The organism is Bradyrhizobium sp. BR 1433 (assembly GCF_051547665.1).
In the GTDB taxonomy this organism is placed as follows: domain Bacteria; phylum Pseudomonadota; class Alphaproteobacteria; order Rhizobiales; family Xanthobacteraceae; genus Bradyrhizobium; species Bradyrhizobium australafricanum.
The window spans coordinates 8452532-8466321 of sequence record NZ_JBPUGG010000001.1; the positions used below are offsets into that span (position 1 = coordinate 8452532).

The following is a 13790-nucleotide window of genomic DNA, read 5'->3' on the forward strand; positions in this document are numbered from 1 at the left end:
CGACGATGGCACGTATGAAGTTTCTCTGCGACGCCGACCGTTGCATCGAGTGCAACGCCTGCGTCACGGCTTGCAAGAACGAGCACGAGGTGCCCTGGGGCATCAACCGCCGCCGGGTCGTCACCATCGCCGACGGCAAGCCGGGCGAACGCTCGGTCTCGATGGCCTGCATGCACTGCACCGACGCGCCCTGTGCGGCGGTGTGCCCGGTGAATTGTTTCTATACCACCGCCGACGGCGTGGTTCTGCACTCCAAGGATCTCTGCATCGGCTGCGGCTACTGCTTCTACGCCTGTCCGTTCGGCGCGCCGCAATATCCGAAGGTCGGCAATTTCGGCTCGCGCGGAAAAATGGACAAGTGCACTTATCGTGCCGGCGGCCCGGAGGCCGATGGCAGCAAGGAAGAGTACGAGAAATACGGCGCGAACCGGCTTGCCGAAGGCAAGCTGCCGCTGTGCGCGGAGATGTGCTCGACCAAGTCGCTGCTCGCCGGCGACGGCGAGATCATTGCCCAGATCTATAAAGAGCGCGTGCTGAAGCGCGGCTACGGCTCAGGCGCATGGGGCTGGAAGACCGCCTATCGCGAGACGATCGAGTCCTGACGACGACCTGGCGCGGGTCGCGTCGATATCGGGAGGACCTTATGGCGTGTTTTGCACGATGTGTTCGGCTCGTCATTGGCGTGGCTGGACTCCTGCTGCTCGTCTCCGCGGCTTCCCCGTCCGTAGCCCAGCAGGTCAACCCGACCGCAAGCGCGGTCAAGGAGCAGCAGCTGCTGCAGGAACTGAACCGGGTGCAGGGACGCGTCAGCATTCCCGACCAGCGCTCGGGCGTTCTCGAACAGCCGGCCGGCCGTGAATGGCGCGAGTTCCGGAACGTGACGCTGCGCTGGATCGGCGGCATCGCCATTCTTGGCATGCTCGCGGCGCTGGTCATCTTCTATCTCAGCCGCGGGATGGTGCGGCTGCAGAGCGGTCGTTCCGGCCGCACCATCGTGCGCTTTTCCGCATTCGAGCGCTTCGTGCACTGGATGACGGCGACTTGCTTCATCATTCTGGCGATCTCGGGGTTGAACGTCACTTTTGGACGTCCATTGCTGCTGCCGTTGATCGGCCACGAGGCGTTTTCCGAATGGTCGCAATGGGCGAAATATGTTCACAACTATCTCAGCTTCCCGTTCACCATCGGCGTCGTGCTGATCTTCCTGATGTGGATCGCCGGCAATATCCCGAACAAGGCGGATGTCGACTGGATCAAGCGCGGCGGCGGCATCGTCGGGCACGATCATCCGCCGGCCTATCGTTTCAACGCCGGCCAGAAGGCGATCTACTGGATCGTGGTCATCGGCGGAGGTCTGGTGGCGGCGACGGGATATGCGCTGATGTTCCCGTTCTACCTGTCAGGCATCGAAGGAATGCAGCTCGCGCAGATCGTCCACTCCATCGTCGCGATGCTCTTCACGGCAGTGATGCTGGCGCACATCTATATCGGCACGATCGGCATGGAAGGCGCGTTCGAGGCGATGGGAAGCGGCACCGTCGATGTCAATTGGGCCAGGGAGCACCACAGCCTCTGGCTGGAAGAGGAGAATGCGCGCGATGCGCGACCCCAGCCCTCCGTCACCGCGGCGGAGTAGGGGGCGCGCAGCCGTTGAACGCGAAATTGCTACAGCCGTACGCCCGTCGTTGCAAAGGCCTGTGCGACCGGTTCTTGCACCCGGTTCAGCGCCAGGGCCCCGAATGCCGACACGACGACGGCGGCCACGCAGGCGAGCAAGAAGACTTTCATTGTCGTTCTCCCAAATCGATCGGGATGCCGTGAGAGTTTACACAAGATGACGCGTCGCGGACAGCGTTGTCCGGCCCGTGTAAGCGGCCATCGCCCCAAGCCATGGAGTGCAAGCGGCCGCTTTCGGGACGCTGCACCATCGAGACGCCGCATCCCGCGTTACGTTGCCTTGGCGACCAGCAGTTCGCGTGGAGCGTGGATTGATCGCGCATGTCGAGCCTTAATGGGATCTCCAGGCGGTCCAGGCCCGCAAGGATCGGGGCAAAAAGAAATAAATGAAATGAATGACTTAAGGTGGAGATTGTCGGTGACCCCGATGCCGGATTGGACTGGCTGATCCCAGGGTCACGGTAGATGATGTTCGCTCTCGGCACAGAGCGTGCGCTTGAGGGCCGGTGTTCCTCTCCAGACGTCGAAATGGCGCTGCCGCTGCGCGCTTGCTGAGTTGGCTTTGATTCAGATCAACCCACGATGCGCTCCGATGCTCTGTTTATCGTGTGAGGTCCCGGGTCCAATGGGGAGCGCCGTGGCAGCCTGGAAGTACGCTTTGAGGGTCCTCCGCGCGACATTTATCGACGGCGACGCAAACAGCCGGTCCGCCACGCATGGTTGCGGCCACCCCGAAGCGATGTCGCAACGGGTCAGCTTCATTCTCGAGCGCCTGCAATTCGCTCGATGCGGATTGCGGGATACGTTTTGAGCATCGCGGTCGTGCTGACCTCGACGAACTGTCTCGCGATGGAGTTCTCTCGTGTCCAGGGGTGCTTTGGAGATGTCTTGAAGCTCAGTGGAGATATCAGGGATGGGACTTTGTCCGCTTTCGCGGATATCTGGCGACTGAGCGCCGGGTCGTTGGCCTCGATCTCGATTCCCGAGGTGGGTCCCTCTACGAAGGCTTCCGAATTGCCATGCTCGCGCACCAGAAGCAAATCGCCAGTTACGTTTCCGGAGAATGCGACTCGGCATGCGCTTTTATTTTCCTGGCGAGCAGGAAGCGTTATGTGGCGCCAAATGCCAAGATCGGCGTCCATTCGGTTTCCAATTTACACGGCAACGAGGACAGTCGAACGATTCGTGACACGATCAAGCTTGCGAGGTTGTCGGCCAAGCTCCGTATTCCTCCGTCGGCGATCGGCAGGATGGTCATGACTCCGCCGGGAAAGATCTCCTATTTGAACAAGGAGGAACTCGCTTCGCTGAAGGTCATGGAGCGGAATCCGTTTGATCGCACCGCTCGCGCGGCGACCGCGGAATCAAGGAGTGGCTCCATGTGCGGCGCGGCGCCCTCGAAGAGCGCGTCGGAGGAGGAGCGGCCGATGCGGAACGCCGCCGGCTCGAAGGGAAGCTAGGGCGCTGGTTGAGCGGGCTTTGGCGCCGAACCGGCTCGTATAGCCCAATTGGGTCAGTCAAGCCGTCGCACGTGACCCTGACTGCTTGGCACAAGCTGCACTGGTCTCTCCATTCCACCGCGATCTACAATCGCAGCCATGGGGTATACCAGCGACAGATTTCGGCGAGTGCGTGGCGCAAGCCAGCCGGCTGGCGCTCGCAATTGGCTGCGTCGCTGGCTTGAAGCGGCCGACGGCGATATTGCCTTCAAGGTCGTGGTCGTGACGGCCGGGATGCTGTCGACCGCGGCGATCGCCTTTGGATTGCTATCGTCCTGAGCGCGCCTCTTGTTTGCCGCGCGTGATGCTGGAATTGTCGTTCTGAGGTGCTCCGCCCGTGAAGCTCTGACAACATGAGATATCGTCTTCAGCACGACACGGATCATTCCCGGCGGCAATGAATGCACTTCGAATTAGCTGAAAAATCGAGCGGACGTCGAGACCGTCTGGCGGCCAGGTTGGGCGTCGGGACCTGCGCCGCGACCTTCCTGTTTTGCTGCGCGCAACAGACGGCCGCGCTGCCGCTGACGCCTTTCCGCTATGAAGCCCAGGCTCAGCGGCATTGCCCCGGCGATAGCGTGGTCTGGCTCGATTTTCGGCGCGGACGCTACTACCTCAAAGGGCAAAGCCGCTATGCCAGGGGCTTCGATGGCGGCTTCGTGTGCAGGAATGAAGCGCGCGAGAGCGGCTATCGGCGTTCGCTGCTCGGCCTTCGGTGACATCACCGAAGGCCGGCCTGTCACGTAAAGCCGGCACTACCATCCGTCATAGTAGCGTGGCCGAGCGTAATAGCCGTAGCCTCCGCCCGGCGGGCAATAGTCGTAGCCATAGCCGCCGCCATAGCCGTATCCACCGCCATAGGTGGGATACCCGCCATAGTAGGCCGAGCTCGCGATGGCTCCGCCAACGATCGCACCGGCGGCCGCGGCGCCCCAGCCTCGATAGCCCCATCCACGATAGCCTCCCCAGCCGCCGGTGCCGCGCCAACCGCGATAGCCCCAGCCGCCGCCGCGCCAGCCGCCCCAGCCGCCCCAGCGCACCTGAAGGGCGGTGTTGCTCTCGACCATGCCCTTCATGGCCGCGACGTTGGTCGGCAACGGGGCCGCCTGGCTCGCGCCAATGCCGACCATGCTCGCAAGCAGGATCAAGGCCGGCAGGGTCTTGGTGTTCTTCATGACGTCCTCCACATCGGGGTGACACAGGCAGTCGCGACCGAAAGGCAGCCAAATCGAGAGCGGCTTTCCGATCCATGAGGACGCCGAGCCTGTCAGCCGCGGCCGGCCCGAAGCTTGATTTGAATCAAAGTGGCAAGAGGGCGGTGCGGACGATTGATCCTGCGCCTGGGACAATTGCCGCGGATAGGCAGGACGCCGCCTGATGGGGCGCGATCGCGCTCGTGATCCCGACCGCGAATGCATCCCGGCGAAGTCGGAGCGGCCCCCGATTCCTGTCCCCGAACCGGGCCGCTTCTTCGGTGAAAGTCCGGACGCGTCACGCTTGATCTGAATCAAGCCGTGCGCAGCAAGGCGATGGCATCGCTTCCCGCGTAGCTGCTGATGCTCGATTCGAAAGCACGCTCTTGAAAACCCTTCGCCAGCTCGTGACCGGAGACGAGTTCGTCCAGCTCGCAATTCGCCTCGGATTGCTGGCACTGTTGATCTACTGGTCGTTCGTTCTGGTCAGCCCGTTCGTGCCGATCCTGGCCTGGAGCGTGGTGCTCGCGGTCGCGCTCTACCCCGTCTTCACCTGGCTCGCAGCAATGCTCGGCGGCCATACCGGCGTCGCGGCGCTCGTGCTGACCTTGATCTCTCTGGAAGTCGTCATCGGGCCGGCGACCTGGCTCGGAATCGGAGCGGTAGAGGGGGTGAGGGAACTCGCCGAACAACTCGGCGCCGGCCACGTGGTCGTGCCGTCGCCGCCGCCCGAGATCAAGGATTGGCCGCTGATCGGCGGCCCACTCCATGAGATCTGGGATCGGGCGTCGACCAATCTGCGTGCCGTGCTGCGCGAGGTCGTGCCGCAACTGAAGCCGTTGGCCGGGACCCTGTTTGCGTTTGCCAGCGATGCCGGGATCGGGATGCTGAAGTTTCTGCTGGCGGTCGTCGTGGCAGGGTTTCTGTTCCCCTATGGCTTGCAGCTTGCAGCGGCGTGCCGGAGCTTCCTGTCCCGCATCGTGCCGGAGCAGAGCGAGCACTTCCTCGACCTTGCAGGTGCGACCATCCGGGCGGTTTCCCGCGGGGTCATTGGCGTCGCCGTCCTGCAATCGCTGCTGGCCGGCATTGGCTTCAAGCTGGCGGGGATCCCGAGTGCGGGGCTGCTGGCGTTTGTCGTGATGCTGCTCGCGATCGTGCAGATCGGGGCGGCAATCGTGCTGTTTCCGGTCATCATCTGGCTTTGGTCGGCCAAGGATTTCACGACCGCACTCGCCCTCACGTTCTTCTTCCTGGTCGTCGGCGTCCTCGACAATGTGCTGAAGCCGCTGGTGATGGGGCGGGGCCTGACCACGCCGGCGCTCGTCATCTTTGTCGGCGTGATCGGCGGCACGCTTGCCCACGGCATCGTGGGCCTGTTCATCGGCCCAATCATTCTCGCGGTCGCCTGGGAATTGCTCACGGCATGGATCCGGGACGACCGCGCCCGGCTGGCGGGAGAGCGATAACGCCGTTTCAGCTCCTCGTGGGATCGGCGGTGAGCGCGATCAACATCGCGATCCATTCGCTGTGGACCGTCGCGGCGATCGGGTTGCTTCGCAACGTTGCCTTGAGCGCGGCCGGCCGGGCGGGGCTACAGCTCAGCGGCGTGATGGTCGCAACCGCGCTTGCGCTGATGCTGGCTCACACGCTCGAGATCGTGGTGTGGAGCCTGGCCTATTGGGTGCTCGGCGCCGCGCCCGCCGGCAGCAATCTGCTGTATTTCGCCTTTGTGAACTACACCACGCTCGGCTATGGCGACGTCATCCCGGTCAAGCAATGGCTATTGATCGGACCGATGGCGGCCATGAACGGCATTCTCATGTTCGGGTGGTCGACCGCGGTCTTGTTCGAGGTGTTGCAAAAGACCATCGAGCGCCAGACGGCGCTGACGAAATCCCCCTGACGTCGCCTAGTTGTCCAGCCTGGACAGCTGGTCGCGGTCGACCAGCATGATCTCGCGCTGGTTCGAGCCAAGGAAGTTGAGCGCGCCGTAGGCGTGCAGCTTGGATAGCGCACGTGACACGGTTTCGAGCGTCAGCCCGAGATAGTCGGCAATATCACGCCGGCACATCGGCAAGGCGACGACACCGACCCCGGTCAGCCGGCGATCCATTTCGAGCAGAAACGCGGCAACCCGCTCCAATGCGGTCTTGCGGCCGAGCAGCAGCATGTGCTCCTCGGCATGCCGCAGGTTGCTGGTCGTCATGACCAGCAGGTTGCGGGCCAGGGCGAAATCGGAATCGGCCACGCGTTCGAGGCTGATCCGCCTGATCAGGTGCACGTTCGTGTCGACGATGGCTTCCGCGGTAAAGCGATGGGTTTCGGCATTCTCGAGGCCGAAAATATCCCCGACGAGGTGAAAGGCACCGATCTGGCGGCGTCCGTCGGAAAGCAGTTTGTAGCTGCGGACCGCCCCCGAAACGACCTGGTAGACGTATTCGGCCGGCTCCTTCTCCCCGTAGATCTCGGTGCCTTTCCTGTAGTGGAATTCGCTGGTGATGCAGTTGGCGTGCCGGACGGTCAACCCACCGAGGATGCTCGGCACATTGGCCGGTCTGACATTGACGCGAGCGAACATGGACTAACTCTCTCGGGTAACGACTGGTGCAGCGTCCGCGGCGGCTCGAAATGCTTGTCCCGCGCGCAATGACTACGACGGAGTTCGGCCGGTCTCTATTGGTCTTGAGGTCATTGTCCTAAAGGACAGGGTGCGCGAAATGCGGCAATTTGTTCGTAAATTGATGCGCACCGTCTTAGATCACTTTTCAATTTTCACGATGATAACCGGGTGCTAGCTTTCTAACTCGTTGGTCTCCGGCTCCGAACGCTATGGGCAAGGCAATTCGGCTCTCTGGCCTGGTCATCTTCCTGGCTGCGTTATTGGCGCCGGTCGGCCTCCAGGCGCAACAGATGCGCCCGCATTCCATGCTGGTGCTGGACCAATCCGATCGACGTGGCCCCTTCTACTACCAGGTGTTCGTTGGCTTGAGGGATGCGGTGAGCGCTCACGGTCACGCGCCGACCACCGTCTACACGGAGAGCCTCGACCTCAATCGCTTCGGTGGCGACGCCTATCAGGAGAATTTCCGGCAGTTTCTCGAGGCGAAATATCGCGATCGACCGATCGGCGTCGTGGTCACCATTGGAGCGGCTGCGCTTGAACTGGCGCTCCGCTGGCGTCCGCAGCTTTGGGCCGATACGCCAATCGTGTTTGCGCTGGTCGAAGAGGCCGATTTCAAGCGATTGCGACCGCCGGCCTCCGTGACCGGCGGCATCGTGGCATCGAAGCTCCAGGATGCCGTCACGGCCGCCCGAGCCGTGGTGCCGGAGCTCAAGACCGTCGTGCTCGTTGGCGCAGACTGGGAGCAGCAGGTTCTGTTTCGCAATTGGAAAGACCAGGCAGCGGCCGGCATTCCCGGCCTCGACATCGTTGAGATCATCGGACGTCCGATGCCGGAGATCGTTGAGCGGGTCGCAGCGCTTCCCGACCATAGCGCGATCATCTACACCGGCCTCTACAGCGACGGCAAAGGCAACTACTATCCGCCCTCGGATGCCCTCGCATTTGTCGCAGCGAAGGCAAATCGTCCCATCGTGGTTACGGCGGAGACGTTCCTCGAATTGGGCGGCATCGGCGGATTTGTCATCGTCCCATCCCGGGTCGGTGCCGAAGCAGCGGGCAGGGCACTGCGGATTCTGGATGGCGAGGCACCGGAAAGCCTCCCATCGTCGGTGATCGATGCGGTGAAGCCGATTTTCAACTGGCGGCAGATGCAGCATTGGAACGTCGGACAAGCCAGTCTGCCAAAGGGCAGCGAAATTCGCTTCCGTGAGCCGTCCTTCCTGGAAAAATATCGCTGGCGGGCCGTTGCGCTGGTCATGGCGCTGCTGGTTCAAACCGCGCTGATTGCATTCCTGCTCCACGAGCGTCACATGCGGCGCAGTGCCGAGGTCGAAGCCCGCAGTCGCCTGTCCGAGCTCGCCCATATCAATCGGCAGGCGACTGCCGGAGAGCTCTCGTCCTCGATCGCCCATGAGCTCAACCAGCCGCTGGGCTCGATCCTGACCAATGCCGAGAGCGCGGAGCTGATCCTCGCTTCGCCGACGCCCGACCTTCAGGAGGTGCGGGAAATCATTTCGGACATCAAGCGCGATGATCTGCGCGCAAGCGAGGTGATCCGCAGGATGCGCAGCCTGCTCAAGCGTGCGCCATTTGAGAAGAAGGAGATCGACCTCAACCAGACCATGCGGGAAGCATTCGATTTCCTGAAGCTGCAGGCCTCGGCACGCAACGTCGCGATCTACCTGCAGACCTCGCCGCAGACCCTGCGGGTGAAGGGCGATCCGGTGCAGTTGCAGCAGGTCATTCTCAACCTCGTGGTCAATAGCATGGACGCGATGGCCAAAATGCCCTACGGGCGCACCATCATCGGTCGTACGGAGGTCAATGGGGACGCATCGGCGGTGATTTCCATCAGCGATTCCGGGCCGGGAATTCCGCAGGACAGGCTGAACGATATCTTCGATCCGTTTTTCACCACAAAGGAGCAGGGCATGGGCATCGGCCTGTCCATCGCACGGACGATCGTTCTGGCGCATAGCGGCCAGCTCTGGGCCGAGAATCAGTCCGGAGGAGGGGCGGTATTCCACCTTTCGCTGCCGCTGGCCGCGTAGCGCGTTTGGGTCTTGTTTGCCGGGGTGCAAGGTTCGATTTACGACGAACGCAGCATTTTCAGATCGCCGCTGATGGACATTCTACAGCTAGCGGCGATCACCCGGCGATGGAGCAGCAATGCACGCTTACGTGCACATAGTCGACGACGACGCCTCGTTTCGCGCAGCGCTCGAGCGCCGGCTCAAGCTCGCAGGCTATCGCGTCGTCACCTACGCATCGGCCCGGGAATTGCTCGACCAATTGCCCGACGACGAAGGGGCCGGCTGTATCCTGCTGGACGTCCGCATTCCCGGAATGAGTGGTCCGGAGCTGCAGGGCCGCCTCAACGAGCTGGGGTCGACGCTCCCGATCGTATTCCTGACCGGACATGCCGACACGGCGACCACCGTCCAGGCGATCAAGGCAGGTGCCGAAGATTTTTTGACCAAGCCGATCGCGTCGGAACAGCTGATCGAGGCGATCAATCGCGCCCTTGCGCGGCACGAACTGGCCCGCGGCCGGCGAACCAGGCTCGATTCGCTGCGCGCGCTGCTGGCGAAGTTGACCCCGCGCGAGCGGCAGGTGTTCGATCTGATTGTGTGCGGCCGGATCAACAAGCAGATTGCTCACGAGCTTGGCACGACCGAACGCACGATCAAGGCGCATCGTCACCAGGTCATGGAGAAGATGCAGGTGCAGTCACTTGCCGAGCTGGTTTCGATCGCGGAGCAGCTCGGCACGCGCGCATCCGGTGGCGAGGTCAAGGCTTGATCGGCCTGGCAGCTCTGCTCCTCCTGTCCCATGGTACAATATGAAAGGTCTGTGACGCGGCGTATCTCCGATCTTGGCCGCGAGAATATTGCGCGCCGGTAGCCGCTTGACGTGCCCTTTATCCATACGCGGGCGAAGGTCATTCAGCGATAGGTAGGGGCTTCAGGATTTGCCGACCGCGAAACTCGTTTTCGTCGTGGATGATAATCCCTCCATGCTCCGTGGAATCGGACGGCTTCTACGGCAGTGTGGATTTGCATCCAGGTTATTCGAGACCGGAAGCGCGCTACTGAGACATGGCAGCTTTGACAACGCGGTCTGTCTGATATTGGACATCAATCTCAGCGATGGGTCCGGGATCGAGCTGCGGCACCGCCTGGCGGATCAGGGCATCGAAATCCCCGTCATCTACATCACCGGAAATGACAACCCGGCGACGCGCATGGCGGCAACGGCATCGGGATGCGTGGCCTATCTGACCAAGCCATTCACCGCCAACTCGCTGATCCAACCGATCGAACGGCTGTTGGCCGGCGTGGTCTAGCGGCTGCCGGTCTCAATCATTCATCGATCACTTGATCGAGTGTCAGCGCGGGTGCCCCCTTGCGCACGCTTGCAAAGCGGTCGAGCGGGACCGATGTCGTCATCGTCAGAATGCTGGTGTCGACGACCTCGATCGAGAGCGTCTTTCCGCCATCCATGTCCTCGAGAAGCTTGGGATCGGCGACATCCGCCGCGATGCACATGTTGGTCACGCACCAGGTGTAGGGCAGCCGATGAACCGCCCTCTGGTCAACCGATAGCTTGACGCCGGCCTGCAGATACATCCCGACCGGCAGGAATAGCTGGACGCGGCTGCTGCCGTCCTCTCGCTCGATCAGATCGAGGCGAACGGCCGTCTGCCCGGTGGGGAAGGTGCCGGTGATCGTCGTCCGGCATAGTGTCTTGGCGCCGGCGGCGTTGAAGCAGACCTTTCGCCACTCGCCATACTTGATGTCCCGCACCGGCTGACGTGCCCCCCGCGGGCTACTTCGCCGCCGTCCTTCACCGTAGCAGGCGGTGAGGGCGTCTGTTGAGCGTGGGCAGCACTGATGCCGGCCGCAAACAGCGCCAACTTCGCCAAGGCACCATATCGGACCATGGATGCTCCTCCAGCGGGAACGGCCGCCTAGCGGACCTTGTCGAGAAATCGTTCGACCAGGGGCGACCATGTGGGAAATCGAATCGGGAGAGCCGATCAGGAAATGCCCTTCGTCGCCGAACGGCGGCAAAAGATGGTACTCGGCACGACCGCCGGCGCGCGTGAAGGCCTCGTGCATTCGCTTCGACAGGGCCGGGCCGAAGAATGTATCGTTCTCAATGTAGAACCACAGCATCGGCACCCGCGATGTATGGCCAAACATGCCGGTGGCCTCGACCAGTCTGTCGGGGCCGCAATTGTTGTTGGGCTTGCCGTCGACACGGCCGCCGCGGCCTGCCGCGAAGGTGATGATGGCCTTGACCTGCGGTGGGTTGAGGCTCGACAGCGCGATCGCAGCCCAGCCGCCGGCCGACTGTCCGACGACGATGACGTCCTTCGGCAAGGTGCGCTTTTCGGCGGCCATGTAATCAATGATCCAGAGATCGACCTGCGCGACGGCGAGGCCTGCATCGAGGAAATTCGGATTGGTGCATTTGCCGATCTTGGAGAAGAACGGGCCATAAAGACCGCGTTCCGGAATATCGATGGCCGCCGCGCCATAGCCGGTCCCGACCGGTGCCACCACGAGATAGCCGCGCCGTGCAAACCACATTGCGGCATCGCGGAATTCGACCAGCGGGAAGAAGCTGCGATCCCTGGCATTCAGTGACACGCCGTGGTTCATGATGACCAGTGGGAAAGGGCCATCGCCGAGCGGACGGACCAGATAAGCGAACATTGGCAGCGGGGTCGGCAACGCCCAGATCTCTTCCTGGATGCGCTGGGATGTGTCTCGGTCCTCCGCGCGCGCCGGAGCGATCAGGCCAAGCAACAGCAGCGCTGCGGTTGCGAGGGTCCGTAAGCGGTGCTGACGCATGCCATGCGCTCCGGCAGTCATCTGGCAAATCTGCAGGCCACGACGATCGAGCCGCGCAAGATCACAAGCACATTGCCGACTGCAAAGCTTGATCTGAATCAACGCGCATCGGGCCCGCCGGCGCAACCACATGCGACCATTGTGCGTCATACGGCGGGCTTGATGTCGATCCAGGCAGAGACGAGTTGGATGCGCTGGTTTCCGCCGTCGAACTGGCTCGCCGACTACCGCGCATCCTGGCTTGGGGCGGACGCGATCGCGGGAGTGACGCTGGCGGCCTACGCGATTCCGGTGTCGCTGGCCTATGCTGGGCTCGCGGGTCTGCCGCCGCAGATCGGCGTCTATGGCTATCTGCTCGGCGGCGTGGGCTACGCCCTGCTGGGCTCGTCCCGGCAGCTCGCGGTGGGGCCGACCTCGGCGATCTCGCTGATGATCGCCGGCGCCGTCGGCATATTGGCCGGCGGCGATGCCGCGCGTTACGGGCAGATTGCCAGTCTCGTGGCCTTCAGCGTCGCAGTGCTCTGCCTGATTGCCTGGCTGTTCAAGCTCAGCGTGCTGGTGCGGTTGATCAGCGACAGTATTCTGGTGGGCTTCAAGGCCGGAGCGGGGCTCACCATCATCATGAGCCAGCTGCCCAGCCTGTTCGGCGTCGCTGGAGGCGGCCACAATTTCTTCGACCGCGCGATTAAGCTGGCCGGCCAGCTCGGCGATACCAGGCCGCTGGTGCTCGGTATTGGCGTAGCTGCGATCGTGTTGCTCCTGCTCGGCGAGAAGCGACTGCCGGGAAAGCCCATCGGGCTGGCGGTGGTCGCGCTCTCGATCCTGACGGTCTCCGTGTTCGGGCTCGCGCAAATGGGACTGCCGGTGACCGGGCCGATCCCGACCGGGTTGCCGACGATCTCGCTGCCGACGTTCGGCTTGCTCGAATTTGACGATCTCTTTCCGATCGCCGCCGGATGCCTCGTGCTGGGATATGTGGAGGGGGTGTCCGCCGCGCGAAGCTTTGCGGCAAAGCACGGCTATCCGCTGGATGTCAGGCAAGAGTTTCTGGGACTCGGCGCGGCCAATCTCGCCGCAGCCTTCGGGCATGGCTATCCCGTCGCCGGCGGGTTGTCGCAGTCGGCCGTGAATGACGCCGCCGGCGCACGCACGCCGCTGGCGCTGGTGTTCTGTTCGGCAACCCTCGCGCTCTGCCTGCTGTTCTTCACGGGCCTCTTGACCAATCTGCCGAAGACCGTGCTCGCCGCGATCGTTTTCTCAGCCGTCTACAAATTGGTCGATATTCCGGCGCTCGCCAGAATGTGGCGGATCAGTCGGCTCGATTTCTATGCCGCTATCATCGCGCTGGTGTCCGTGCTGTTCCTCGGGATATTGCAGGGCGTGCTGCTGGCGGCCGTCGCCTCGATCTTCCTGCTGCTGTTGCGGGCTTCCCAGCCCAATATCGCGTTTCTGGGCCGTCAAGCCGGCAGCGGGCGCTATTCCGACCGGGCGCGACACGATGACGTCGAGCCCCTGACCGGGATCATCGCGTTCCGCCGGAGACCTCGCTGCTTTATGTCAATGCCGAGACGATCTTGGAAACGGTGCTGGCGGCGCTTCGGACGTCGCCCGACGTCAAGCTGGTGGCTTGTGACCTGTCGGCCTCGCCGTTCATCGACCTTGCGGGCTCGCGCATGCTGCACGACCTTCACCAGGAGCTCGCATCGCGCCAGATCACATTCTGCATTGTGGGCGCGCACGCGCAGTTGCGGGATCTGCTTCGGGCCGATGGTCTTGCCGACAAGACCGATAGCGGCGACTGGACGCGTACGCTCGACAGCGTATTGAGCAACTGGAAGCCGCAGGCAAGCATCTAGCGTGCGCGGCCGTACGGACTGTTGCGACATTCCAGCCTTGTTGCGTCGCAAGACGTGGCGATCACGCACGCTTGGGGACTGTC

The 13790-nt window shown here is 62.8% G+C and carries 13 protein-coding genes and 2 pseudogenes; 10 read left to right on the plus strand and 5 right to left on the minus strand.

What is annotated here, in order from left to right; translation table 11 throughout:
- The first annotated feature begins 5 nt into the window (after positions 1 to 5).
- Together fdh3B and ACSKB9_RS40470 are read left to right on the plus strand one after the other, a co-directional pair.
- Positions 6 to 602 (plus strand): formate dehydrogenase FDH3 subunit beta, encoded by a 597-nt coding sequence (gene fdh3B, locus ACSKB9_RS40465; RefSeq protein ID WP_438079832.1) that lies wholly within the window; start codon positions 6 to 8, stop codon positions 600 to 602.
- A 41-nt stretch (positions 603 to 643) separates the two neighbouring features.
- The gene (locus ACSKB9_RS40470; protein WP_057017138.1) at positions 644 to 1636 is read left to right on the plus strand and encodes a formate dehydrogenase subunit gamma; all 993 of its coding nucleotides are present in this window, start codon (positions 644 to 646) and stop codon (positions 1634 to 1636) included.
- A 29-nt stretch (positions 1637 to 1665) separates the two neighbouring features.
- On the opposite strand, the gene ACSKB9_RS40475 is transcribed toward ACSKB9_RS40470, so the two are convergent.
- Complete coding sequence (locus ACSKB9_RS40475) at positions 1666 to 1788, minus strand: hypothetical protein (RefSeq protein WP_256520575.1); 123 nt, start codon at positions 1786 to 1788, stop codon at positions 1666 to 1668.
- A 605-nt stretch (positions 1789 to 2393) separates the two neighbouring features.
- Between ACSKB9_RS40475 and ACSKB9_RS40480 the strand changes: the two genes are divergently transcribed.
- Positions 2394 to 3137: an ATP-dependent Clp protease proteolytic subunit gene (locus tag ACSKB9_RS40480; RefSeq protein WP_438079833.1), complete on the plus strand. Its 744-nt coding sequence runs from the start codon at positions 2394 to 2396 to the stop codon at positions 3135 to 3137.
- Between the two features lie 440 nt (positions 3138 to 3577).
- Positions 3578 to 3895, plus strand: a complete 318-nt coding sequence (locus tag ACSKB9_RS40485; RefSeq protein ID WP_082653777.1) for a hypothetical protein — start codon at positions 3578 to 3580, stop codon at positions 3893 to 3895.
- 36 nt (positions 3896 to 3931) lie between these two features.
- Here ACSKB9_RS40485 and ACSKB9_RS40490 read toward each other — a convergent pair whose 3' ends face one another.
- Positions 3932 to 4351 (minus strand): hypothetical protein, encoded by a 420-nt coding sequence (locus tag ACSKB9_RS40490; RefSeq protein WP_438079834.1) that lies wholly within the window; start codon positions 4349 to 4351, stop codon positions 3932 to 3934.
- A 404-nt stretch (positions 4352 to 4755) separates the two neighbouring features.
- Between ACSKB9_RS40490 and ACSKB9_RS40495 the strand changes: the two genes are divergently transcribed.
- The gene (locus tag ACSKB9_RS40495) at positions 4756 to 5835 is read left to right on the plus strand and encodes an AI-2E family transporter (RefSeq protein ID WP_438079835.1); all 1080 of its coding nucleotides are present in this window, start codon (positions 4756 to 4758) and stop codon (positions 5833 to 5835) included.
- Positions 5793 to 6272, plus strand: a complete 480-nt coding sequence (locus tag ACSKB9_RS40500; protein ID WP_438079836.1) for a potassium channel family protein — start codon at positions 5793 to 5795, stop codon at positions 6270 to 6272. Before ACSKB9_RS40495 ends, ACSKB9_RS40500 begins: the two co-directional genes overlap by 43 nt.
- 6 nt (positions 6273 to 6278) lie before the next feature.
- Here the strand turns inward: ACSKB9_RS40500 and ACSKB9_RS40505 are convergent, their stop codons facing one another.
- Positions 6279 to 6947: a helix-turn-helix domain-containing protein gene (locus ACSKB9_RS40505; RefSeq protein ID WP_057017143.1), complete on the minus strand. Its 669-nt coding sequence runs from the start codon at positions 6945 to 6947 to the stop codon at positions 6279 to 6281.
- A gap of 347 nt (positions 6948 to 7294) precedes the next feature.
- Between ACSKB9_RS40505 and ACSKB9_RS40510 the strand changes: the two genes are divergently transcribed.
- From ACSKB9_RS40510 to ACSKB9_RS40520, 3 genes are all read left to right on the plus strand, one after another.
- The gene (locus ACSKB9_RS40510) at positions 7295 to 9043 is read left to right on the plus strand and encodes a sensor histidine kinase (protein ID WP_438080609.1); all 1749 of its coding nucleotides are present in this window, start codon (positions 7295 to 7297) and stop codon (positions 9041 to 9043) included.
- Between the two features lie 118 nt (positions 9044 to 9161).
- Positions 9162 to 9794 carry a response regulator transcription factor gene (locus tag ACSKB9_RS40515; RefSeq protein ID WP_076826313.1) on the plus strand — a complete coding sequence of 211 codons (633 nt, stop codon included), beginning with the start codon at positions 9162 to 9164 and terminating at the stop codon, positions 9792 to 9794.
- Positions 9795 to 9990: 196 nt separating this feature from the next.
- Positions 9991 to 10338, plus strand: a complete 348-nt coding sequence (locus ACSKB9_RS40520; RefSeq protein ID WP_438080611.1) for a response regulator — start codon at positions 9991 to 9993, stop codon at positions 10336 to 10338.
- Positions 10339 to 10354: 16 nt separating this feature from the next.
- On the opposite strand, the gene ACSKB9_RS40525 is transcribed toward ACSKB9_RS40520, so the two are convergent.
- Positions 10355 to 11005 carry an invasion associated locus B family protein gene (locus ACSKB9_RS40525; protein WP_438079837.1) on the minus strand — a complete coding sequence of 217 codons (651 nt, stop codon included), beginning with the start codon at positions 11003 to 11005 and terminating at the stop codon, positions 10355 to 10357.
- Positions 10963 to 11851, minus strand: a pseudogene (locus ACSKB9_RS40530) (alpha/beta hydrolase family protein). Before ACSKB9_RS40530 ends, ACSKB9_RS40525 begins: the two are co-directional and overlap by 43 nt.
- Before the next feature lie 162 nt (positions 11852 to 12013).
- On the opposite strand from ACSKB9_RS40530, the pseudogene ACSKB9_RS40535 reads away from it, so the two are divergent.
- A pseudogene (locus ACSKB9_RS40535) lies at positions 12014 to 13707 on the plus strand (SulP family inorganic anion transporter).
- Positions 13708 to 13790 lie beyond the last annotated feature (83 nt).